Here is a 21,580-nt window from a genome sequence, read left to right as displayed (position 1 = left end):
AACGCTTTCAGACCTGTCCAACATTATGTGAGTTGCGGCCAGATGTCCTGAAACGCATCTAAAAACTACTTAATTGCCCGGGCAGAATCGTGTCTGTCGCCCGGCGGCACGAGGCCCCACCTATACCTCCGGATTAGATGGCTGAATGCATTGATGATCCGGGCACCCGTTTGTGGTGATGGTGCGCGCGTGTCCCCAATCGTATTGTTCTCTCAACGGGCGACATTGAATGCCCGGCTCAATCTGATCGGGAGGCGAAGCAGTTATGGACAGAATCTTCAGCATGCGCGTGTTCTCGCGAGTCGCGGAGACCGGCAACTTCAGCGCAGTGGCAAAACATATGGACTGCAGCGCCGGCAATGTTTCGCGCGCGGTGGTATCGCTCGAAGAACATCTGCACACGCGGCTCCTGCAAAGAACGACACGCAGCGTATCGCTGACGGAATGCGGCGAACGCTACTACCACCGTTGCAAGAAGATTCTGGCGGATCTCGACGCGGCCGAGGCGGAAGCGAGCAATGCGCACACCCTGCCACGCGGCAGATTGCGCGTTCACGCCGTACCGGATATTGGGCTGAAGCAACTGACGTCGACGATCGTCGAATATCGCGAGGCCTTCCCGGCTGTCTCTGTGGACCTGAAGCTGCTGCCGCGCATGGCTAATCTGATCGAAGACGACTTCGACGTGTCGATCGTATCGGCGTCGACGTTGCCGGACTCCCGCAACATCAGCAAGCTGATCGGGCAGTGCGAACGCATTCTCGTGGCCGCGCCCGAATATCTCGCGGGGCATCCCATCGCCGCAGAGAAAGACCTCGCGCATCACACGCTCATGCAAGTCAGCTCCGCGTTCGACGCGCCCCCCGAGTGGCCAGCGGACACGGCCGGCAATGCGGCCGGCACGGAGCTGGCAGGGCATTTCATCGTCAACAATATGCAGGCGCTGCGGATCGCATTGCTCGAAGGCGCGGGCGTGGGCGCGGTGCCGACTTATTCAGTCGCGCAGGACATCAAGGAAGGCAAGCTCGTTCAGCTCTTCCCCGGTTACCCACTGGAAAACGTGAATGTGTTCGCTATTTATCCGTCGCGCCAGTACGTCGATGCGAAGGTCAAAACGTTCGTTAATTTTCTCACCACCTCGTTGCGGCAAAAACTTGATGTGCAGGTTGCACGCTTGCAGCCGGGGCGGCCGGTACAGACGGTTAGCGGGCAACAATACGCCGAGTTGCAATAAGTCGGCGTGATGCCGACAACCTGCGCGACGTATCTGAGCGGACGTATCGAAAGCGAGGCGGAATCGACACTCGAACAGGACGCGGCCTACACGTTCGCGCGCTCTACTTTCGCGGGCAAGTCGGTGCGGCGCGCCGGATCGAATACCTGGCGAACGTAGCTCGACATGGCGACCGATCCGGCAACGGCGATCAATACCGGAATCATGAATTCGGGCGACGGCCGGGTGAACTCGAAGATCAGTGCGATCGCCGTCAACGGAACGCGCATCGAGGTAGCGAGAAACGCCGCCGCGCCGATCACAGCGAACGCGCCCAACGGCGCGCCGGGCCACCCCGCCGACCAGACACTGCCCAGCACGATGGCGAACAATGCGCCGTTGCACAAGCCGGGCGTCAGCAGTCCGCCTGCCGCGCCAGCACGCAGACTCGTCCACGTTATCAGCACGCGAAGCACGAGCAGAACAGCGGCGAACTGCAGCGTGAGCGAGCCGTCGAACCCAACCTGCGCCGGTCCCTTGCCGTTACCCAGCAACAGCGGGAACTTGATGGCGAGCACCCCGATGCAGACAAAGTTGACCGCGCACAGCAGCATCAGCCTGCTATCGCGCGGCGAGCGGGCGCGCGCATGGTCGGTGAGCCTCGTGAACTGCCAGGCCGCGAGGCCAATAAGCGGCCCCGCCAGCGCCGACCACACGATCAACGAAGCGGTGCACGCATAATGCGGCACGTCGTATTGTGGAAAGTCGCCGAGACCGGCTCGCGCGATGAACCCCGCGATCGCCGAAGTGACGACAGCCGGCACAACGGCTCGCCAGCCGATAGTGAAAAGCAATCCTTCCAGCACATAAACCGCACCCGCCACCGGCACGTTGTAGACGGCGGCAAGGCCCGCGCCAGCGCCACATGCGACCAGGATTCTGGACTCGGCCACCGTGAGTCCGGCGAACGACGTCAGTCTGCCCGCCAGCATCGCGCCGATTTCGCGAGGCGCGACTTCCCGCCCCAACGGCGAGCCCAGCGCGACGGTGACAATCTGCAGCAATGCGTGGCAGACAGTCGCGAAAACAGGCATGCGCGGGTCGTCGCTCCCCACCGCTCGCGCGATGCTCACCAACGGTCGGCACCAGCGATAGACCGCCCACCAGCCGACACCCGCGACCAGCCCGCAGAGCGCGAGCATTTCCACTCGCCGTGAGCGGCTCGCAGCCGTCACGCCCTGTTGAAAGCTCTCCTTGCTGAAGATCGTTTCGATGCTGTAGCCGTAGGCGACATGCTGAACCGTATGCAACAGCGCGGCGAGACCCAGCCCGGCCACGCCGCCGGCTACCCCGATCAGAACCACCACTGCGGCCCAGCGCAACGAATGCCCAATGGAGCGCGATTCAGGTAGTGGATGCATGTGGAACGTTCGGGTTAAGGGATTCAGAAACCGGCGTGCGTGCCGGCTAAATAGAGGCCCATTCTACCGATGCGCTTTTAATGCAGCCTGTAGAAAACGCACTGAATCTTCGTATAGGAACGCCTGCAAAAGTACCCTTTATTGCCGCGTCGGCGCTCAGCCTTCCAGCGCCATCTGAAGCCGGGCTTCGAGAAACTGCACGAGCGCGCGCACCTTGCTCGAATGACGTCGATTCGGCAGGTACGCCGCGTACACGATTGCGTCGCCCTGATGAGGGCTTGCATCGAAGCTTTCGAAGAGTCGCATTAAACGTCCCGCACGAATCTCGTCGCCGACGAGCCATTCCGGCAGCAAGGCCACGCCCCGTCCTGCAAGAACGGCTTCGTGAAGGATATCGAGACTATTGGATAGCAGATGACCTCGCACCTCGACACGCTCTTCGACGCGCCCTTCAACCGACTCGCGCCGGAAAGTCCACACCTGCCGCGAACGATAGCCGCCGCCGTATGCAATCCGAAGGCACTCGTGCGAGGCGAGCGCGTCTGGAGTTGGCGGGGCGCCGCAGCGCGCCAGGTAATCGTGGCTCGCCACGACATAACGCGGGTTGTCCGTCAGTTTGCGCACGATCAGGTTGGCGTCGCGATCGGGCAGACCGATGCGGATTGCGACGTCGATCCGGTCGAGCGCGAGGTCGGAGAAGTGATCGGCAACGACAACGTCGAGAAACACGCGGGGATTGGCGCACAGGAACGCTGCGAGGTGCGGGGCAAGCCGCAACCGGCTGTAGGTGGACGGCACCGATATGCGCAGCGCCCCCACCGGCGAGGCGCCGCTGTCGAACACGCTCTCGTCCGCCTCGGCCAGATCGTCGAGCACCTTGCCCACCTGTTCCACATAAGCAATGCCGGCGTCAGTCAGGCTCACCTTGCGCGGCGTGCGAGTCAGTAAAGCAGTGCCTAACGAGGCTTCGAGCGAATCCATCAGGCGCGTGACCGACGAGGTCGCCACTCCAAGACGCTGTGCGGCCTTCGAAAAGCCGCCCGCATCGGCGACTTCGAGCAATGTAGTGAGAGCGAGGAGCTTATCCATATTTGACCCAATCGACGTTTCATTGCGCTCAGCGCAACGCGGGATTGCATTTTATGCCCATTCCGCGACCGCAGCGCAACGCCCATGCTGCATTCCTACACATGGTGAGAGGTGCAACATGCAAACCGTCGATATCGAGGTCAATTACGACTTCATTTGCCCGTGGTGCTGGATCGGTCAACGCAACCTTGCCGCCGCGCTCGCGGATTCGGGCTTGGCTCACGCGGTTTCGATCCGCTATGTGCCGTTCGAGTTGAATCCGTCGATGCCGGTGGCAGGAATGGACCGGCGCGCCTACCGCAGCAAGAAGTTCGGTAGCTGGGCGCATTCGCAGGCAATGGACGCGCAGGTCGCGGCCGCCGGACTGACAGCCGGCGCGCACTTCGACTACAGCCGGGTGTCGCTGACACCGAACACGCGTCTTGCGCATCGCTTGATGCAGTTCGCCCAGGACCGCGACCAACCGCACAGGACAGCGGCGCTCTATGAAGCCATCTACAGCGCCTATTTTTCCGAAGGACGCGACATCGGTTCGCTCGACACGCTTGCTGCAATAGCCGCCGCGCATGCCTTCGACGAACAGGCGGTGCGCGCGTATCTGCAGTCGAACGCAGGCGAAGAGCAGATCGATGCTGCCCGGGCGCGGGCCGACAAACTCGGCATACAGGCAGTGCCGACAACCGTGATCGAGGGCGAAACAGTGAGCGGCGCACAGCCAGCTGTCGTCTTCGCGCATGCGCTGCGATCCGCGGCGCTGAAGAGCGCAGCATGAACTCCTTTTCCGGACTTCGCGCCGTGATCATTGGCGGTTCGCTCGGCGGCCTGCTGACGGCCGCAACGTTGCGCGCGGTGGGCTGGCACGTCGACGTGTTCGAGACGTCGCCGAATGAACTCGAGAGCCGCGGCGGCGGCGTCGTGCTGCAGCCCGACGTACTGGAGGCGCTCCACTTTGCCGGCGTCGCATTGCCCGACCCGCCGGGCGTCGCTTCGGGCGAACGCATTTATCTCGACCGGCATGACGACATTGTCGAGAAGCTGCACATGCCGCAGATGCAGACGTCGTGGAGTCTGCTGTATCGCGCAATGAAGAACGCACTGCCGGCTGAACATCTGCATGCTGGCGAAGCCTTCGTCAACTATCGCGCGCATGGCGAGCAAACAATCGCGCTATTCGAAAGCAGCCGGCATGAAGAGGCGGATCTGCTGATCGGCGCCGACGGTATCCGCTCGACGGTGAGAGGCCGCCTGCTGCCTGAAGTGGTGCCGGCCTACGCCGGTTATGTCGCGTGGCGTGGACTCGTCCAGGAACGCGATCTGCCGGTTCACGCGGCCGACACGCTGCGTGAGCGCTTTTCGTTCCAGCATGGCGACGGCCATTCGGCGCTGTCGTACCTGATACCCGGCGACGATGATTCGACGGTGGCTGGAGAGCGTCGCTGGAACTGGGTCTGGTACCGCAAATACAGCCGCGCGCAACTAGACGCGCTGCTCATGGACCGTCACGGCGTAGCGCGGTCGTTCTCGTTGCCGCCTGGCTCGACGAAGAGTGCGGACATCGCCCAGTTGCGGGACGACGCGAAGCTCATGATGGGCTCGACATTCCGCGCGCTGGTCGATGCGACCGACGAGCCGTTCATGCAGCCTATCGTCGATCTGCGCGCTCCGCAGATGGTCTTCGGCCGCGCCCTGCTGCTCGGCGACGCCGCTTCGGTGCCGCGTCCGCACACCGCGGGCAGCACGGCAAAGGCCGCTTCCAATGCACACGCGCTGGCGCTCGCGCTGCGCTCGGCACAGCAAAGCGGCGACTCGATCGATTCGGCGCTCAAGCGTTGGCAGACCCAGCAATTAGAGCGCGGCAGGCGCATGACCGAGTTGGGCATATCGCTCGGCAACCGGCTAATGAACATTGCGCGCTGATTTTCGCTTTCCCTATTTTGTTTCCCCAGTTCAAGGAGCTGTCATGTCAACCGAGGCATCTGTTGCCACTCCCGGCACGAGTACCGTCAAATTAACGCAATCGCTGATCGCGCTGTTCGCATTCTGCTGCGGCGCAATCGTCGCCAACCTCTATTACGCGCAGCCGATCACCGAGCTGATCGCCCCGGACATTCACATGTCCTCCAATACGGCGAGTCTGATCGTGTCGTTGACCCAGATCGGCTATGCGCTCGGGCTGTTCTTTCTCGTGCCGCTCGGGGATCTGCTCGAGAACCGCAAGCTGATGATTACGACCGCGCTCGTGTCCATCGCGAGTCTGAGCGCTGCGGCGTTCGCGCATCAGCCGGGCTGGTTCCTCGGTATCTCGCTGCTGGTCGGCTTCAGTTCCGTAGCCGTGCAGATCCTCATTCCGCTTGCCGCCCATCTTGCGCCCGACGAATCGCGCGGCAAGGTAGTCGGCACGATCATGAGCGGCCTGCTGCTCGGCATCCTGCTGTCGCGCCCGATCTCCAGCGTCATCGCCGGTCATTTCGGCTGGCGCGCGGTGTTCGGCTCCGCCGCCGTCCTCATGGCACTGGTGACGAGCGTGCTTGCACTGACCATTCCGCGCCGCCAGCCGGAACATAAGGCTACCTACTTCGAGCTGATCGGCTCGCTTGCGCATCTGCTGCGAACCATGCCCATTCTGCGTCACCGTTCGTTGTATCAAGGGCTGATGTTTGCTTCGTTCAGCCTGTTCTGGACCGCGATTCCCGTCGAGTTGACGCGGCACTTCGGGCTGTCGCAAACGGCAATCGGCATCTTCGCGCTAGTCGGCGCAATCGGCGCGACGTCCGCACCGGTCGCAGGACGCCTTGCCGACGCCGGTCACACAGTCCGCGCCACGTTGATCGCACTCGTGGTGGGCGCGCTTGCCTATACACCGGCCTTGATCCATCCGGCTTGGGGCGTGTTCGGCCTCGTCGCGACGGGAATCATTCTGGACTTCGCCGTGCAGATGAACATGGTCTTGGGTCAACGCGAGATCTACGCGTTACACGCAGCGAGCAGGAACCGGCTGAACGCGCTGTATATGACGAGCATCTTCGTCGGCGGCGCTTCCGGTTCCGCACTCGCAAGCCCGCTGTATCAGCACGGCGGCTGGCCGCTGGTCGCGGCAGTGGCCACGGCCTTCCCGGTCGTCGCATTGATTCATTACCTCGTCATCGGACGGCCGCACGCCGCACGCAACGCATAAGCCGATCTTGCAGAGATGCGAGTTGCCGCCGGGTCGAGCGCACAAGCCGACCGGCTTAACAAAAATTCAGCGCGATTTCAGGAATAAGCGCGGCACTGCGAATACGCTACTGCGTGCAGTGCCGCGTCTTAGCAACGCCCGATCGTGCAAAAGGAATAGAACATGTCTTCCCAATCGTCCCTGCTGAACAGCTACGACCTGAATGGCCTGAGTCTGCCTAATCGCGTGGTCATGGCGCCCATGACGCGTTCGCGCGCACCCGTGCGTGGGCTGCCAAACGAAATGATGGCGCAATACTATGCGCAGCGCGCGTCGGCCGGACTGATCATTACCGAAGCGACGAATGTCAGTCCCGCATCGGCTGCATTCGAACTCACGCCGGGCATCATGACCGCTGAGCAGATCGACGGCTGGCGCATGGTCACGAGCCGCGTGCATGCCGCCGGCGGCCGCATCATCATGCAGCTCTGGCACGGCGGGCGCGTCAGTTCATTCACACTGCTTGAAGGCGACGTGCCGCTGTCACCCTCCGGCGTGAATGACGACCTGGAACACTTGCAGGTGTGGGGGCAATTGCAGAACGGCCACTACACGCGCATTCATGCAACGCCGTCGCGTGCGATGTCGCTGCAGGAAGTCAGATTCGCGATCGATGCGTTCAGGCAAGGCGCGGTCAACGCGATCGCCGCGGGATTCGACGGTGTGGAAGTACATGCAGCAAATGGTTATTTGCCGCACCAGTTCCTCTCGTCCACAACGAACACCCGCGACGACCGCTACGGCGGGTCGATTGCAAAGCGGGCCAATTTCCTGCGCGATGTACTGACGGAAATCGGCACGGCGATTCCGCTGAACAAGGTCGGCGTGCGTATCTCGCCGTACGCGCATTACAACAACGTTCGCGACACGAACCCCGACGGCACCTACGACTACGTCGGCGCGATGCTCGGCGAGTTCGGCGTCGCGTATGTGCATGCGGCTGATACGAACGGCTGGAGCGGCGCACCGGACTTGCCGCGCATTATCGAACGCACCCGCAAGGTTTTCGACGGCACGTTGATGGTCAACGGCGGCATTAACATCGACCGGGCCGACGCGTTGATCCGCGCTGGCGACGCCGATCTCGTCGCGTTCGGCCGCGCCTACATTGCGAACCCGGACCTCGTCGCGCGGATTGCAACGGCAACGCCGCTCGCGACGCCGAAATCGGCCGGGTGGTATGGCGGCGGCGAGAGCGGCTATATCGACTATCCGTTCGGCAGCAGCGCCAGCCACGGCGTGCGACCAGGCGCCGCTGAAGCCTGACAGCGCAGCGGCAACGTGGGCGCAACCTGCGCGCAGGCATCTATCAGGGCATGCGCTAAGGCATCCGAAGTTTGCAATCAATCCATTTGAAAAGGGCGTGTGAATGACTCCAGGACCCAGATTGCTGTGGGGAACCGGCGGGGCCGTCGTGGCCGTGCTGGCTATCGCTGCGGCTTTGATGTGGAAGCCGGCCATCGCGCCCGTCGGTGCGCCGCCAGTCGCATCGTTCGACGCGCAGACGAAGCTCGCCGGCGCGCGCGTGGTGGCACTAGGCGATTGCATCGTCTGCCACACTGCCAAGGGCGGTCAGCCGTTCGCAGGCGGTCTGCCGCTCGCGACGCCCTTCGGCACGATCTACTCGACGAACATTACGCCCGACGTCGACACTGGTATCGGCAACTGGTCTCTCGAAGCGTTCACGCGCGCGATGCGCCACGGCGTCGCCCGTGACGGGCACCTGCTTTATCCCGCGTTTCCTTATATTCACTTCACCCGCATGTCGGATGGGGATATTTCGGCCGCCTACGCGTATCTGATGACGCGCGAACCGGTGAACGCAAACGCGCCCGCCAACGAGTTGATCTTTCCGCTGAACTTCAGGCCTCTGCTCGCTTTCTGGAACATCTTGTTCCTGCGCCCCGGCCCCGAAGCGGCGGACGCAACCAAAGATGCGCAGTGGAATCGCGGCAAGCTCCTCGTCGATGGCCTGGGTCACTGCGCGTCGTGTCACTCCCCGCTCAATCCCATCGGCGGAGAAAAGTCGGGCCACGCGTTCGACGGCGGCATCGTGGACGGATGGGAAGCACCCGCGCTCAATGCTCTGGATGCTGCGCCCAAGCCCTGGACGCAGGCGCAACTGGTCACCTACCTGCGCACCGGCCGGGCCAGCGAGCATGGCGCCGCAGCCGGGCCGATGCTGCCCGTCACGCGCGATCTGGCCACCGTGCCGGAGCAGGATGTGCAGGCCATCGCCACCTACATCCTGTCCATCCAGAAGCCGCGACCAGCCGATGCAAGGCCGGTGGCCAGCACGTCGCTTCCAGCAGAAGCGCAAAGGGGCGCCGTGCTGTTCGCCGCGTCGTGCGCGCAATGCCATGGTCCCCAAGCGCCGATGCAATCCATCGGGGAGCGCCCGACTCTCGCGCTCAGCACGGCCGTCAATGCCTCGACGCCGCGCAACGCGATCCAGATGATCCTTGGCGGCATCAACTGGCATGGCGAAGATGCGCTCAACTACATGCCCGCCTTCGCACAGATTTACAACAACAGGCAGGTCGCCGACCTGGCGTCGTACATTCGCGCGACCTACTCGCAGCGCGGCCCGTGGGGCGACGTCGAAGAGTCGGTAGCTAAAGTCAGAAAGGAGAACGACGCGCGATGATCACCCTAACCGTCAATGGCGTGCAGCACTCGCTCGATATCGATCCGTCCACCCCGTTGCTGTATGCGCTGCGTAACGACCTGCATCTGCATGGCGCAAAGTTCGGCTGCGGGCTCGGACAATGCGGAGCCTGCACGGTTATCGTGGGCGATCAGGCCGTGTTTTCGTGCCTGATTCCGGTCTCGTCGATCGGCGCGCGGCCGGTTCGCACCATCGAGAGCCTCGGCACCGTCGAGCACCCCGGAGCGTTGCAGAAGTCGTTCATCGATCATCAGGCGGCGCAGTGCGGCTACTGCATCGCCGGCATGATCATGCGCGCGCAGGCTCTGCTCGATCGCAACCCGCGGCCGACCGAGCGCGAAATGCTGGAACACATGGAGCCTAACCTTTGCCGTTGCGGCACGCATCTGCGAATTCTCGCCGCGATTCGCGAGGTTGCGCATCTGCCCGCCGGCGGCACGCTCACAAACGAACCGTTACACACGGCAAGCCGCGGAGGCGCGCAATGAGCGGCAACGACGAAAAGATCGATGAAACGCGCCGCCGCTTCATGATGTCCGGCGCGCTGATGGTGACCTTCAGCATGTTGCCGGGCGTCAAGGCAATGGCGCAGGAAGTGATTGCCGACGAAGGCGCCGCCGTACATATCGGCAAGGCAACGCAAGCGCTCGCAGGCAGCCTGAAAACCAACCCGTATCTCGACGCCTGGATCAGGATCGACGCGGCGGGCAAGGTAACCGTCCATACCGGCAAGGTCGAACTCGGCACCGGCGTTCGCACCGCGCTGTTGCAGGTCGCGGCGGAAGAACTGGACATGGCACCTTCGCTGATCACGTTTCTGACAGCCGATACCGGCGCGTCGCCGGACGAAGGTCTCACCGCCGGCAGCCACACGATTGCCGACAGCGGCAGCGCACTGTTGAACGCCGCAGCCCAGGTGCGTGGTCTGCTGGTCGACGCGGCAGCGACGCACTTCGGCGTGCAGAGCGGCGAACTGATCGCTCGCAACGCAGTGATCAAGGCACCGGACGGCCGCGCCATGACGTACGGTGAAGCGGTCCGTCTTGTGGATCTGCATCGGGTGGCCACGCCGACTTCACCGCTGAAGGACCCGGCAAAGTTCGACGTCATCGGCACCTCGCTGCAGCGGCTGGATATTCCCGCGAAGGTCACCGGCCTGCCAAGCTATGTGCAAGACATGACGATGCCCGGCATGCTGCACGCACGCGTCGTCATGCCGCCCGTCTATGAGGCGAAACTGCTGGAGACCAACGCGCCCGAGATTCTGAAGATGCCGGGAGTGGTCAGGGTGGTCCGCAACGGCAGCCTGCTCGCCGTGGTTGCGAAAGGTGAATGGCAGGCCGTGCAAGCACAGCGCGCGCTGTCGGCGGGCTCCAGATGGACTGCCGGGCGCAGCTTGCCCGATCCGTCCACGGTGCATCGCGACCTGAAGCAGATTTCAACTGAACACATCGAGATCGCCAACGTTCATACGCCGGCCGGAACGCCGGCCAGGACATTGAGCGCGAGGTACAGCAAGCGCTACATGATGCACGGCTCGATCGGACCGTCCTGCGCGGTGGCGCTCTACAAGGACAGCACGATGACCGTCTGGACGCATTCGCAAGGCGTCTATCCGCTGCGCGACGGGCTCGCCGAAATGCTGTCGATGCCAAAGGAGAAGATTCGCTGCGTCCATGTCGAGGGGTCCGGCTGCTACGGCCATAACGGCGCCGACGACGTGGCCGCGCACGCGGCGTTGATCGCACGCGAGATGGACGGCGCACCCGTGCGCGTGCAGTGGATGCGCGAGCAGGAACACACGTGGGATCACTTCACGCCTGCAATGGTCACGGAGGTCAGCGCGTCGCTCGATGCGGGCGGCACTATGGTCGACTGGAATTATTCGCTGTGGAGCAGTTCCCACAATGAACGCATCGTCAACGCGGGGCGGCTCATTCCCGCGCAGATGCTGGAAAAGCCGTTCGCGCCTGCGCCGTCGGTGCCGATGGTGCAACCGGAAGGCGGCGGCGACCGCAATGCGATTCCGCTCTACGCATTCCCCAACATGCATGTGATGAACAACTTCTCGCCGACCATGCCGCTGCACACGTCGGCCATGCGTTCGCTGGGCGCGCACATGAATGTCTTCTCGATCGAAGCCACCATGGACGAACTCGCCGCGGCCGCTGGCGCCGATCCGGTGGCGTTCCGGCTCAAGCACATGCAAGATCCGCGCGCCCGCGACGTGATCGAGCTAGCCGCGCGTCGATTCGGCTGGCCCAGACCGCCACGCAAGCGTAATCACGGCGTGGGCTTTGCGTTCGGGAAGTATAAAAATCTGATGGCGTATGTCGCGATCGCCGTCGAGGTGTCGGTCGTGCCCGAGACCGGCCAGGTCAGGCTCGAACATGCGGAAGTGGCCGTGGACTCGGGCCAGATCGTGAATCCGGACGGCATACGCAACCAGATCGAAGGCGGCGTCATTCAATCGGCAAGCTGGACACTTTACGAGGAGCTGCAGTTCGATACATCGAGAATTCGCAGTTTCGACTGGAGCAGCTACCCCATTCTGCGGTACTCGGCGGCGCCGCACAGCGTCAACGTGCATTTGATCGACAGGCCGGGCGCGCCGTTTCTCGGCGCGGCAGAAGCATCGATGGGTCCGACCGCGGGCGCGATCGCCAATGCGTTATTCGATGCTACCGGCAAGCGGCTGCGCGACATGCCGTTGGCCGGAGAGAGTTTGCGTCGGCAGATCGACGCCTAGAACATTCACCACCGGCGCGGCGTTGCGCGCTGGATGGTGCAGCGGCCGACGCGCTTGCCTGACGCACCGCACGTTATCTGCTGAACGACCGGCGGCTCCGCTGCTGAACGTGACCGCCGGCTAGTTCACGGAAAGACGCTTAAGGCGAAGATGCGCCGGCTGGAGACTCAAACGTCTTCCTGCCGCAATGCACCTGCTATCCAGCGTTCCTCCGACGCTTTGAGGTGCGTCCGCATCGCCGTCTGCGCCGCGATCGGATCTCCCGACTGCAGCGCTTTCAGGATTTCCTCGTGCTCCCTTACCGCGACCGACCACGTTTCGGTGCTTTCCGAGTGGTCACGAATTGCCGCAGCGATCGGGTCGTGGCGGCTATCGAACATTTCGGCAACGAAGCGACTCAGCACTGAATTGCCCGCCGTCTCAGCGATCAGCATATGAAATTGCCGGTCCGCATCGACCGGCGACTTCCCGGCAGATGCGAGGCGTTTCATTCGCTCGACCGTGCGCCGCAGCCTGTCGAGTGTGGCCGCCGAAAGCTTGCCGGCGGCCAGTACGATCACTGTCCCTTCTATCGCCGCTCTCGCTTGCATCAGTTCGGACGGACTTTCGCCCAGAGCCGGCACCGCGTTGTCACCGCCCGCGTCCGGAGCGCGCACGTACACCCCCGACCCCATCCGTATCTCGATCTGGCCGCCGATTTCGAGCGCAATCAATGCTTCGCGCAATGAAGGGCGTGAGACACCCAGCGTATTGGCGAGCTCGCGCTCAGGCGGAAGACGTGCGCCGGGCGCCAGTTCGTCCTTTCGAATGAGAGAAAGGATCTGCGCGGCAACAGATTGGTAAAGCCGCTTTGGTTCAGTTTGCTTCATTGTTCAAAATGTCCTGTCGACGAGCCGCGAAACGGACCGCAGCAAAGTCTAGCATGGGGCCTGATGGCCTCGGCGGGCCAGCAGATAGAGTCGCCGCCGGGGTTTTCCCTACTGGAATGAACAGTTATGAAATTCTACATTGGCTTGACCAAACAACCGTTTGTGCGTTTTAATCTGCCCAAATTGGACTGACCGCTAGCTTGGCTTTCGACGGGTCGAACGGTGAAGTCCTGAACATATTGGAGACGGGATTGACAGAAGCGACCACGCAGCGGAGGCCGGGCCGTCCGCCCGATGTGCCGGCACCTCGGGAAATCCTGCAACTCAAGGGTGTAAGCAAGCGATTCCCCGGTGTCGTGGCGCTCGATGGCATCGATCTCGATCTGCGCTCCGGAGAGGTACACGCCGTCTGCGGAGAGAACGGCGCGGGCAAATCGACGCTGATGAAAATCATCAGCGGCCAATATCACGCGGACGAAGGCGTCATTTGCTACGAGGGCAAGCCGGTGCAGTTCGCCTCCACTTCGGACGCCCAGGCCGCAGGTATTGCGATCATCCACCAGGAGTTGAACCTGGTGCCGCACCTGTCGGTCGCGGAGAACATCTACCTTGCGCGCGAACCCAAGCGCGGCCCGTTCGTCGACTACCGCACGCTGAACGCCAACGCGCAGCGCTGCCTGCAGCGCATCGGGCTGAACGTGTCGCCAACCACATTGGTCGGCGCCCTCTCGATTGCGCAGCAGCAGATGGTGGAGATTGCAAAGGCGCTATCACTGGATGCACGTGTGCTCATCATGGACGAGCCCACGTCATCGCTGACCGAATCGGAAACAGTTCAACTCTTTCGCATCATCCGCGAACTGCGCGCCGACGGCGTAGCGATTCTTTACATCTCGCATCGGCTCGACGAGATGGCGGAGATCGTGGACCGCGTCACCGTGTTGCGCGATGGCCGCCATATCGCAACGAGCGATTTCGCATCGACCACCATTAACGAAATCGTGGCCCGGATGGTGGGACGCGCGCTCGACGACGCCTATCCGCCGCGCGAGTCGGTCCCGACGGAACAGGTCCTGATGCGGGTGCGCGATCTGCAGCGGACCGACACGTTCGGCCCGCTCTCGTTCGACCTGCGCAAGGGCGAGATTCTTGGTTTCGCGGGCCTGATGGGCGCGGGGCGCACCGAAGTCGCCCGTGCGATCTTCGGCGCGGAGCGGCTCGACTCCGGCTCGATCCAGCTGGGTGACACGCCCGTGGCGATCCGCTCGCCGCGTGAGGCTATCCGCCACGGGATCGCCTACCTGTCGGAGGACCGGAAGAAAGACGGCCTTGCACTGTCGATGCCGGTGGCCGCAAACATCACGCTGGCCAACGTCCGCGCTATATCGTCGCGTGGCTTCCTGCGTTTTTCGGAAGAGACGGCTATTGCGGAGCGCTACGTTCGCGAACTTGCGATCCGTACACCGACGGTGAAGCAGATCGCAAGGAATCTTTCTGGCGGCAACCAGCAGAAGATCGTTATCAGCAAATGGTTGTACCGCGGCTCGCGCATCCTCTTTTTCGATGAGCCGACCCGAGGCATCGACGTCGGCGCGAAGTACGCCATTTACAAGCTGATGGACCGGCTGGCCGCGGACGGAGTCGGCGTTGTCCTGATCAGTTCCGAGTTGCCCGAACTGCTCGGCATGACCGATCGCATCGCCGTGTTTCACGAGGGACTCATTACCGCAGTACTCGAGACCAGACAGACCAGTCAGGAGGAGATCTTGCACTACGCATCCGGGAGAAGTCATGCTTGAAATCACATCGGGCCGCACGCAGGCCCTGGACAAACAGGCACGACAGCGCCGCCGCGATCTGATACAGAAGTTCGCCGCGTTGGGTAGCCTCGTAGTACTGATCGTCGCATTTTCGCTCACCAGCGCTGCATTTTTCTCTGTCGGCAACCTGATGACCGTGGCGCTACAGGTCACGTCCATTGCGTATCTCGGCGTGGCCGCAACGTGCGTCATCATCACCGGCGGCATCGACCTGTCGGTCGGATCGGTGCTGGCGCTGGCGGGTGTCGCTGCCGCCCTGCTCGTCAAGGCCGGCGTACCGGTACCCGTCGCGATGGCGGGCGGCATGCTCGTCGGTGCCGCCTGCGGATGGGTCAACGGCATCTGCGTTACGCGCATGGGGCTGCCTCCGTTCATCGCAACCCTCGGCATGATGCTCGTCGCTCGCGGTCTCGCGCTGCAGATCACGGGCGCAAGACCCGTCTCCGGGCTCGGCGACGCCTTTGGCGAACTGGGCAACGGCGCGCTCTTCAAGGTCTCTCATATCGGCGCTGACGGCTTTCCCGACACGGTCTTCCCAGGCATTCCCTATCCCGTCGTCATCATGGTGATTCTATTCGTGGCGGTTTCTGTTCTGCTGTCGCGAACCTCGCTCGGCCGTCACATCTACGCGGTCGGGTCGAACGCAGAAGCCGCGCGGCTTTCCGGCGTCAACGTGCAGGGCGTCAAGCTCTTCACCTATGTGCTGTCCGGATTGCTGGCCGGCGCTACCGGTTGCGTGCTGATGTCGCGCCTCGTCACCGCCCAGCCGAACGAAGGCGTGATGTACGAACTCGACGCCATTGCAAGCGCGGTGATCGGCGGCACGTCATTGATGGGCGGCGTCGGCACGATCTCCGGCACCGCCATCGGCGCATTCGTAATCGGAGTGCTGCGCAACGGCCTCAACATGAACGGTGTATCGAGCTTTATCCAGCAGATCATCATCGGTGTCGTGATTCTCGGCACCGTATGGATCGACCAACTCCGAAACCGGAAGTTGTAATCAGAAGACGAAGTCCAGACCACAATCAAGGAGCGAGACATGAAAAAGGTATCCGTGCTGGCTGCGGCCGCAGCAATGTGTGCAATGTTCAGCGCGTATGCGCAGGCGGCAGGCGGCGAAATTGCAGTAATCGTGAAGACGGCCAACTCCAACTACTGGCAGAACGTGCAGAAAGGCGCGACCGCCGCGATGGCCGATGCGAAGGGCTACACGATGACCTTCCAGGGCCCGGCAGCCGAATCGGCCATCGCCGACGAAGTCAACATGGTCGAGAATGCCGTGAACCGGCATGTCGCTGGCATCGTGCTGGCGCCGTCCGACCCCGATGCGCTCGTTCCCGCCATGAAGAAAGCGTGGGAAGCCCATATCCCTGTCGTGCTGATCGACTCGACGGTGTCCGATGCCGGCAAGCAGTACTACCAGTCGTTCCTCTCAACCGACAACGTGAAAGCCGGCGAACTCTGTGCGAAGGCCATGATCGACCGGGTTGGGCAGACCGGCAAGGTCGCGGTCATGTCGTACGTGCCGGGGGCAGGCTCGGAAGTCGGCCGTGTCGGCGGCTTCCGCAAGTACATCGCGGCGCATTCGAAGCTGCAACTGGTGGGTCCGTTCTACTCGCAGTCGCAGATGGCGAATGCCCTGAATCAGACGACCGACGTGCTGTCGGCCAATCCCGACCTGAAGGGCATATTCGGCGCGAACGAGCCGACCGCCGTGGGGATGGGCCGCGCTCTTCAGCAGTCCGGAAAAGGCGGCAAGGTCATTGCAATCGGCTTCGACGGCAACCAGGACCTGCAAGGCTTCGTTCGTGACGGCACGATTCAGGCAATCGCGGTTCAAAGCTCTTATCAGATGGGCTACAAGGGCATCCAGACCCTCGTCAACGTCATTGAACGCAAGCCCGTTTCCAAGCAGGTGGACACGGGCGTCATGATGGTCGAGAAACAGAACCTCGACTCGTCCGAAGCAAAGAACGTTCTCTATTGACGAACGGGCCGGCGCAGCGGTTTTTAAAAGCCGTTCGCCGGCATCTTCTCCATTCAGACACGCCTCCATGAAAGCTTTTGCAACTCACGCGCTGCCACGAAGCGGGCTGGCGATGACCACACTCGGCCTCGGTTGCTCGCAACTGGGCGGCCTCTACAAGCCCATGTCGACCGCCGAGGCCAATGCGCTCCTCGAGTGGGCGTGGGACGCCGGTATCCGCTATTTCGACACCGCGCCGTTCTACGGCTATACGCTTTCGGAACGGCGAGTCGGACAGTCGCTGCAGATGCGACAGCGCGAACGCTATGTACTGAGCACCAAGGTCGGGCGGCTCATGCGGCCCGACGACACGGTGCAGCCAGGCGATGACAACTGGGCGCAACCTCTGCCCTTCCGGCCTCGTTTCGACTATACGTTCGACGGCATCATGCGCTCGTACGAGGACAGCCAGCAACGTCTCGGCATGCAGACGATCGACATCCTCTATGTTCACGACATTGGCGCGGCAACGCACGGCGACGCGCACTCACGCTACTGGGAACAACTGACACGTGGCGGTGGGTTTCGGGCTCTCGCGGAACTACGAGACTCGCATGCCGTTTCCGCGATCGGACTCGGCGTGAACGAATGGCAGGTCGCAGTCGATTCGATGCAGGAAGCGGATCTCGACCTCGTCATGCTGGCGGGGCGCTATACGCTGCTCGAACAGGAGGCGCTCTCGCCATTACTCGACCAGTGTGTGAGCAACGGCGTGCGGATCGTCGCTGGCGGCGTATTCAATTCCGGCGTGCTCGTGGGCAACGGTAAGTTCAATTACACCGATGCGCCGCCCGAAGTGGCACGGAAAGTCGCGCGTCTTGCCGACGCCTGCGCGAGGTTCGAGGTTCCGCTCGCCGCAGCGGCGCTCCAGTTTCCGTTGGCCCACCCGGCCGTCGTGTCCTGCGTGGTCGGTGCGCGCAGTATCGAGCAGTTGCAAAAGAACATCGCATGGCTTGAAACGCCAGTTACGCCGGAGCTGTGGCAGGCCTTGCAGCACGAAGGGCTGATAGCCGGATCGGCTCCGGTTCCCGAGGCCCGCCGTTTCTTCACAACCGATCAGCCGTCCGGCGATCGATAATCCCAATAAAGGATGCCAATGCTCAGCGTCATTTGTGAATCGCCTGGCGTGCTGCGCCGCGAAGACCGCGAACCGCCTCGCCGCGCAGACGGCGAAGTACTTCTGCGGGTCAGCCGCGTGGGTATTTGCGGCACGGACATGCACATCTACTCGGGGAATCAGCCTTACCTGCAATACCCGCGGGTGATGGGACATGAACTGTCGGCCATCGTCGCCGAGGCGGATCCCGGCGCGCACGTCGCGCCCGGCGACGCCGTCTATGTGATGCCCTACCTGTCGTGCGGACAGTGCATTGCCTGCAGGCAGGGGAAAACCAACTGCTGCGTCAACATCAAGGTTCTCGGCGTGCATCGTGACGGCGCGTTGACTGAATACCTGTCGGTGCCCGCGCAGTTCGTGCACAAGGCCGATGGCGTCACACTGGACCAGGCGGCGATGCTCGAGTTTCTCGCGATCGGCGCTCACGCGGTCCGACGCGCCGACGTGTCGGCCGGTCAGCGGGTTCTCGTCGTAGGCGCGGGGCCGATCGGCATGGCGGCCATGCTGTTTGCGAACCTACGCGGCGGACGGGTCTCGTGCCTGGATACACGAGCGGATCGTCTTGCGTTCTGCCGCGAGCACATTGCCGTTTCGACAGTTCAGATCGGTCCGAACGACGTGGAAGAACTTGCGGCGCTCACGGACGGCGAGTTCTTCGACGTAGTGTTCGATGCAACCGGCAACGTCAATGCAATGAACCGCGGCTTCGAGTTCATCGCACACGGCGGCAAGTACGTGCTGATTTCGATCGTGCCCGGCCAGATCACGTTTTCCGATCCGGAATTTCATAAGCGCGAAGCGACCCTGCTCGGCAGCCGCAATGCGACCGCGGAAGACTTCGAAACGGTTCTTGAAGCGATGCGTGCGGGCCGCATTCCCGACAAGGCGCTCAATACTCACCGCATGAGCCTGGCCGACGTGCCTACCGAGTTTCCAAAGCTGATGGAGCCTGGGCGGACTGTCGTGAAGGCGCTGGTCGAGTGCTGACTGGGTCCGCTGCCGTTGTTTGACTCGGGCGGACGTGCTCTTTCAGATCGCACGCCGCTCGATCTCAATGTGGTTCGAGAATACGGTATGTGTCCCGTTCGAATTAATACCATTGGACGACTGGCGCAACGCCTGCGCGCGGATGGCTTGAGACGCTCCGGCGTGCTTATACGACCTAGGCCGGCGGTGCGCACGTCGTTCGAGCAAGCCGATAAGCACTGGATGCCGTGCCGCGAATCAACGCCGCACGTCGTCGGCGCTTACCTGCGCAAAGTTAGAACGAGGGACGCTGTACGCCCCAATCCGATCCTCCAGTAGCAGACTTCGAACGGCGGCTATTCGAGGATGAGCTGCCGCACATGGCCACAGACTTTCCCCATTCAACCGCCTCGCGCGGACAACACTCCGGACGCCCGCCCCTCATCCGCAGACGCGATCCCGGTCATGGAAGCGTTGCATCCAGTAGGGGAACGGCACTGATGGTTCAGATACTTTATCGAGCCGCGCGCACTGTTCGGAGGTTAATACGAGATTCTGTGCATCGAGATTAGCTGCGAGTTGCTCGCACGTGCGGGCTCCGACGATGACAGAAGTGATCTGCTCGCGCGCGAGCAACCAGCCTAATGAGACTTGAGCCGGCGTGGCCCCTAGTTCGTCGGCGACTTCACGCAATACTGCGAGAATCGGCTCCGCCCTGACTGTATCGACCGGCGGAAAGTCGAGTTTGGCACGCCGCCCGACAGCTTCGCCATTCTGCGAGTACTTGCCGCTCAGGTAGCCACCTGCGAGCGGACTCCAGACCAAGAGGCCCACTCTGTTTTTCGCTGCAACCGGCATGAGTTCATGCTCGATATCGCGGCTCGTCAGCGAATAGTGCACCTGATTGCTCACGACATGAGCCCGATCGGTACGCAACGTTATGCCGACGGTCCGCTCGAGATCGCCTGCACTGAAATTGCACACGCCAATATGGCGGACCTTGCCTTGGGTGACGAGGTCGTCCAGCACACGAAGCGTCTCGTCGAGCGGAACAAGCGCGTCACGGTCATGCAACTGGAACAGGTCGATGTGATCGCGACCGAGTCTCTTCAGGCTTGTCTCGACCGAGCGCATGATGTGTGAGCGGCCCAATCCCACTTCGTTCTGGCCAGGGCCGGTGCGTAGCCGAACCTTGGTCGCGACGAGCATTCGATCTTCGTCCAGCCCCAGCGCTTTCAGCACATGGCCCACGACCTCTTCTGAGCGACCTTGCGAATAGGCGTCCGCCGTGTCGATCAGGTTGACGCCACCTTCCACGGCCATCGCCACGAGCCGGGCGGCCTGATCGCTGTTCAAGCCGGCAATATTGCCCCAGATGCCCGAGCCAGCACCGAAAGTCATTGCGCCCAAGCTCAGCCGTGAGACGCGTAGACCAGTTCTGCCAAGCGTGCTGTATTCCATCGTGTATTCCTTGTTTGAACGACAACCTGATGCATCGGTAGAGTAAGACCTGGAGTCCGCTCGTCGCGCCATCGGCTCTGGTCAGGTTCGACGCGACACAAGCTCGCCCAGAACGGTCTCCAGTTCGACGTGGCCGCGCAAGATTTCGTCAGAACTGCTTTCGAAATCGATCCAGCCTTCGTTGAAGCCGTCCAGCATGCGCATGCGGGGCATAGGATGTCTCATGCCCTGCGTGCGGAACAGCGCTTCCCACGTCTGCCTTTCGACAACTTCCGCACGTACCTGACGACGCAACACGCCGGCGAAAGCCGCTGCGAGATCGTTAGGACTCACCCGGCGTGGACCCTCAAGCTCGACGACGCGCACACCGCGCCACGTCTGCTGAAGCAGTTCGGCAGCAACGCGGCCTACGTCCGCGGTGGCGACCATCGGCACAGGCTTGTCGAGCGGTTGCAGGTAACTGGCAATGACGCCATCGTCGCTTGCAGACGCAACATCCCACGCGGCGTTCTCCATGAACCAGCCAGGGCGCAGGAACGTCACGGGCATCGGCATCTCGCGCAGCGCCTGCTCCATCAGCGTGCGTTGAGTGAGCAGGTTGACCCCATCGGCCTGTGCGCCGATCGTCGAGAGGCAAACGACCTTGTCGGGCCGCGCCTTCAGGAGTGCTGCGGACACAGCCTCAATCACTGTGCGCGCTTCAGGAAACCCGGGCTCCGGATCGAACTCCGAAGGCGGCAGGATGAAAACGCCCGTCGCGCCTTCGAACGCGGCGGCGAGCGACGAAGGGTCTTCCATGAAAGCCGTCGCGATCTCGCAACCTCGCTCTGCCCACGCCTCTGCCCGCGTCGCATCGCGCACGACTGCGCGCACCGGCTGACCAGTAGCCAGCAGTTCGCGGGCCAGTGCGCCGCCCACCTTGCCGGTGATTCCTGTGATTGCATACATTGCTCGTTCTCCATGT

At 62.5% G+C, this 21,580-nt stretch carries 18 protein-coding genes; 13 read left to right on the top strand and 5 right to left on the bottom strand.

Annotated elements, in window-relative coordinates; genetic code table 11:
* Positions 1-265: 265 nt before the first annotated feature.
* Positions 266-1,234 (top strand): LysR family transcriptional regulator, encoded by a 969-nt coding sequence (locus tag BCA01S_RS15845; protein ID WP_027777746.1) that lies wholly within the window; start codon positions 266-268, stop codon positions 1,232-1,234.
* Between the two features lie 86 nt (positions 1,235-1,320).
* Here the strand turns inward: BCA01S_RS15845 and BCA01S_RS15840 are convergent, their stop codons facing one another.
* Together BCA01S_RS15840 and BCA01S_RS15835 are read right to left on the bottom strand one after the other, a co-directional pair.
* On the bottom strand, positions 1,321-2,634 hold the full coding sequence (locus BCA01S_RS15840; RefSeq protein ID WP_042318705.1) for a chloride channel protein: 1,314 nt from the start codon (positions 2,632-2,634) through the stop codon (positions 1,321-1,323).
* Between the two features lie 156 nt (positions 2,635-2,790).
* Entirely contained in the window at positions 2,791-3,723 is a 933-nt protein-coding gene (locus tag BCA01S_RS15835) for a LysR family transcriptional regulator (RefSeq protein WP_027777744.1), read from the bottom strand.
* 118 nt (positions 3,724-3,841) lie between these two features.
* On the opposite strand from BCA01S_RS15835, the gene BCA01S_RS15830 reads away from it, so the two are divergent.
* The 7 genes from BCA01S_RS15830 (at position 3,842) to BCA01S_RS15800 (ending at position 12,354) form a co-directional block, all read left to right on the top strand.
* Complete coding sequence (locus BCA01S_RS15830; protein WP_027777743.1) at positions 3,842-4,495, top strand: DsbA family oxidoreductase; 654 nt, start codon at positions 3,842-3,844, stop codon at positions 4,493-4,495.
* Positions 4,492-5,640: an FAD binding domain-containing protein gene (locus tag BCA01S_RS15825; RefSeq protein ID WP_027777742.1), complete on the top strand. Its 1,149-nt coding sequence runs from the start codon at positions 4,492-4,494 to the stop codon at positions 5,638-5,640. The genes BCA01S_RS15830 and BCA01S_RS15825 overlap by 4 nt, the downstream gene beginning before the upstream one ends.
* A gap of 43 nt (positions 5,641-5,683) precedes the next feature.
* Positions 5,684-6,898 carry an MFS transporter gene (locus BCA01S_RS15820; protein WP_027777741.1) on the top strand — a complete coding sequence of 405 codons (1,215 nt, stop codon included), beginning with the start codon at positions 5,684-5,686 and terminating at the stop codon, positions 6,896-6,898.
* Positions 6,899-7,060: 162 nt separating this feature from the next.
* Positions 7,061-8,203 carry an alkene reductase gene (locus BCA01S_RS15815; RefSeq protein WP_027777740.1) on the top strand — a complete coding sequence of 381 codons (1,143 nt, stop codon included), beginning with the start codon at positions 7,061-7,063 and terminating at the stop codon, positions 8,201-8,203.
* 103 nt (positions 8,204-8,306) lie between these two features.
* Positions 8,307-9,584: a c-type cytochrome gene (locus BCA01S_RS15810; protein ID WP_027777739.1), complete on the top strand. Its 1,278-nt coding sequence runs from the start codon at positions 8,307-8,309 to the stop codon at positions 9,582-9,584.
* A complete protein-coding gene (locus tag BCA01S_RS15805) occupies positions 9,581-10,093 on the top strand; it encodes a (2Fe-2S)-binding protein (protein ID WP_020068430.1) in 513 nt (170 codons plus the stop codon). Before BCA01S_RS15810 ends, BCA01S_RS15805 begins: the two co-directional genes overlap by 4 nt.
* Complete coding sequence (locus tag BCA01S_RS15800) at positions 10,090-12,354, top strand: xanthine dehydrogenase family protein molybdopterin-binding subunit (RefSeq protein WP_027777738.1); 2,265 nt, start codon at positions 10,090-10,092, stop codon at positions 12,352-12,354. Before BCA01S_RS15805 ends, BCA01S_RS15800 begins: the two co-directional genes overlap by 4 nt.
* A gap of 167 nt (positions 12,355-12,521) precedes the next feature.
* Here the strand turns inward: BCA01S_RS15800 and BCA01S_RS15795 are convergent, their stop codons facing one another.
* The gene (locus BCA01S_RS15795) at positions 12,522-13,223 is read right to left on the bottom strand and encodes a FadR/GntR family transcriptional regulator (RefSeq protein WP_027777737.1); all 702 of its coding nucleotides are present in this window, start codon (positions 13,221-13,223) and stop codon (positions 12,522-12,524) included.
* A 251-nt stretch (positions 13,224-13,474) separates the two neighbouring features.
* Here BCA01S_RS15795 and BCA01S_RS15790 point away from each other — a divergent pair, with 251 nt between their 5' ends.
* The 5 genes from BCA01S_RS15790 to BCA01S_RS15770 all read left to right on the top strand — a co-directional run bounded on the left by BCA01S_RS15790 (position 13,475) and on the right by BCA01S_RS15770 (position 19,176).
* Complete coding sequence (locus tag BCA01S_RS15790) at positions 13,475-15,022, top strand: sugar ABC transporter ATP-binding protein (protein WP_027777736.1); 1,548 nt, start codon at positions 13,475-13,477, stop codon at positions 15,020-15,022.
* Positions 15,015-16,046: an ABC transporter permease gene (locus BCA01S_RS15785; protein ID WP_020068426.1), complete on the top strand. Its 1,032-nt coding sequence runs from the start codon at positions 15,015-15,017 to the stop codon at positions 16,044-16,046. The genes BCA01S_RS15790 and BCA01S_RS15785 overlap by 8 nt, the downstream gene beginning before the upstream one ends.
* A 39-nt stretch (positions 16,047-16,085) precedes the next feature.
* Entirely contained in the window at positions 16,086-17,033 is a 948-nt protein-coding gene (locus BCA01S_RS15780) for an ABC transporter substrate-binding protein (protein WP_020068425.1), read from the top strand.
* Between the two features lie 67 nt (positions 17,034-17,100).
* Positions 17,101-18,150, top strand: coding sequence for an aldo/keto reductase (locus tag BCA01S_RS15775; protein WP_042318699.1), 1,050 nt, complete (start codon positions 17,101-17,103; stop codon positions 18,148-18,150).
* Positions 18,151-18,168: 18 nt separating this feature from the next.
* Positions 18,169-19,176, top strand: a complete 1,008-nt coding sequence (locus BCA01S_RS15770) for a zinc-binding alcohol dehydrogenase family protein (protein WP_027777734.1) — start codon at positions 18,169-18,171, stop codon at positions 19,174-19,176.
* 420 nt (positions 19,177-19,596) lie between these two features.
* On the opposite strand, the gene BCA01S_RS15765 is transcribed toward BCA01S_RS15770, so the two are convergent.
* Both BCA01S_RS15765 and BCA01S_RS15760 read right to left on the bottom strand, forming a co-directional pair.
* On the bottom strand, positions 19,597-20,616 hold the full coding sequence (locus tag BCA01S_RS15765) for an aldo/keto reductase (RefSeq protein ID WP_027777733.1): 1,020 nt from the start codon (positions 20,614-20,616) through the stop codon (positions 19,597-19,599).
* An 81-nt stretch (positions 20,617-20,697) separates the two neighbouring features.
* Complete coding sequence (locus BCA01S_RS15760) at positions 20,698-21,564, bottom strand: NmrA family NAD(P)-binding protein (RefSeq protein ID WP_027777732.1); 867 nt, start codon at positions 21,562-21,564, stop codon at positions 20,698-20,700.
* Positions 21,565-21,580: the final 16 nt, after the last annotated feature.

It is taken from the genome of Paraburkholderia caledonica NBRC 102488 (assembly GCF_000685095.1).
Classification (GTDB): domain Bacteria; phylum Pseudomonadota; class Gammaproteobacteria; order Burkholderiales; family Burkholderiaceae; genus Paraburkholderia; species Paraburkholderia caledonica.
Note: the sequence above shows the minus strand (reverse complement) of the source record. Positions and strands in the feature narration are given on the sequence as shown.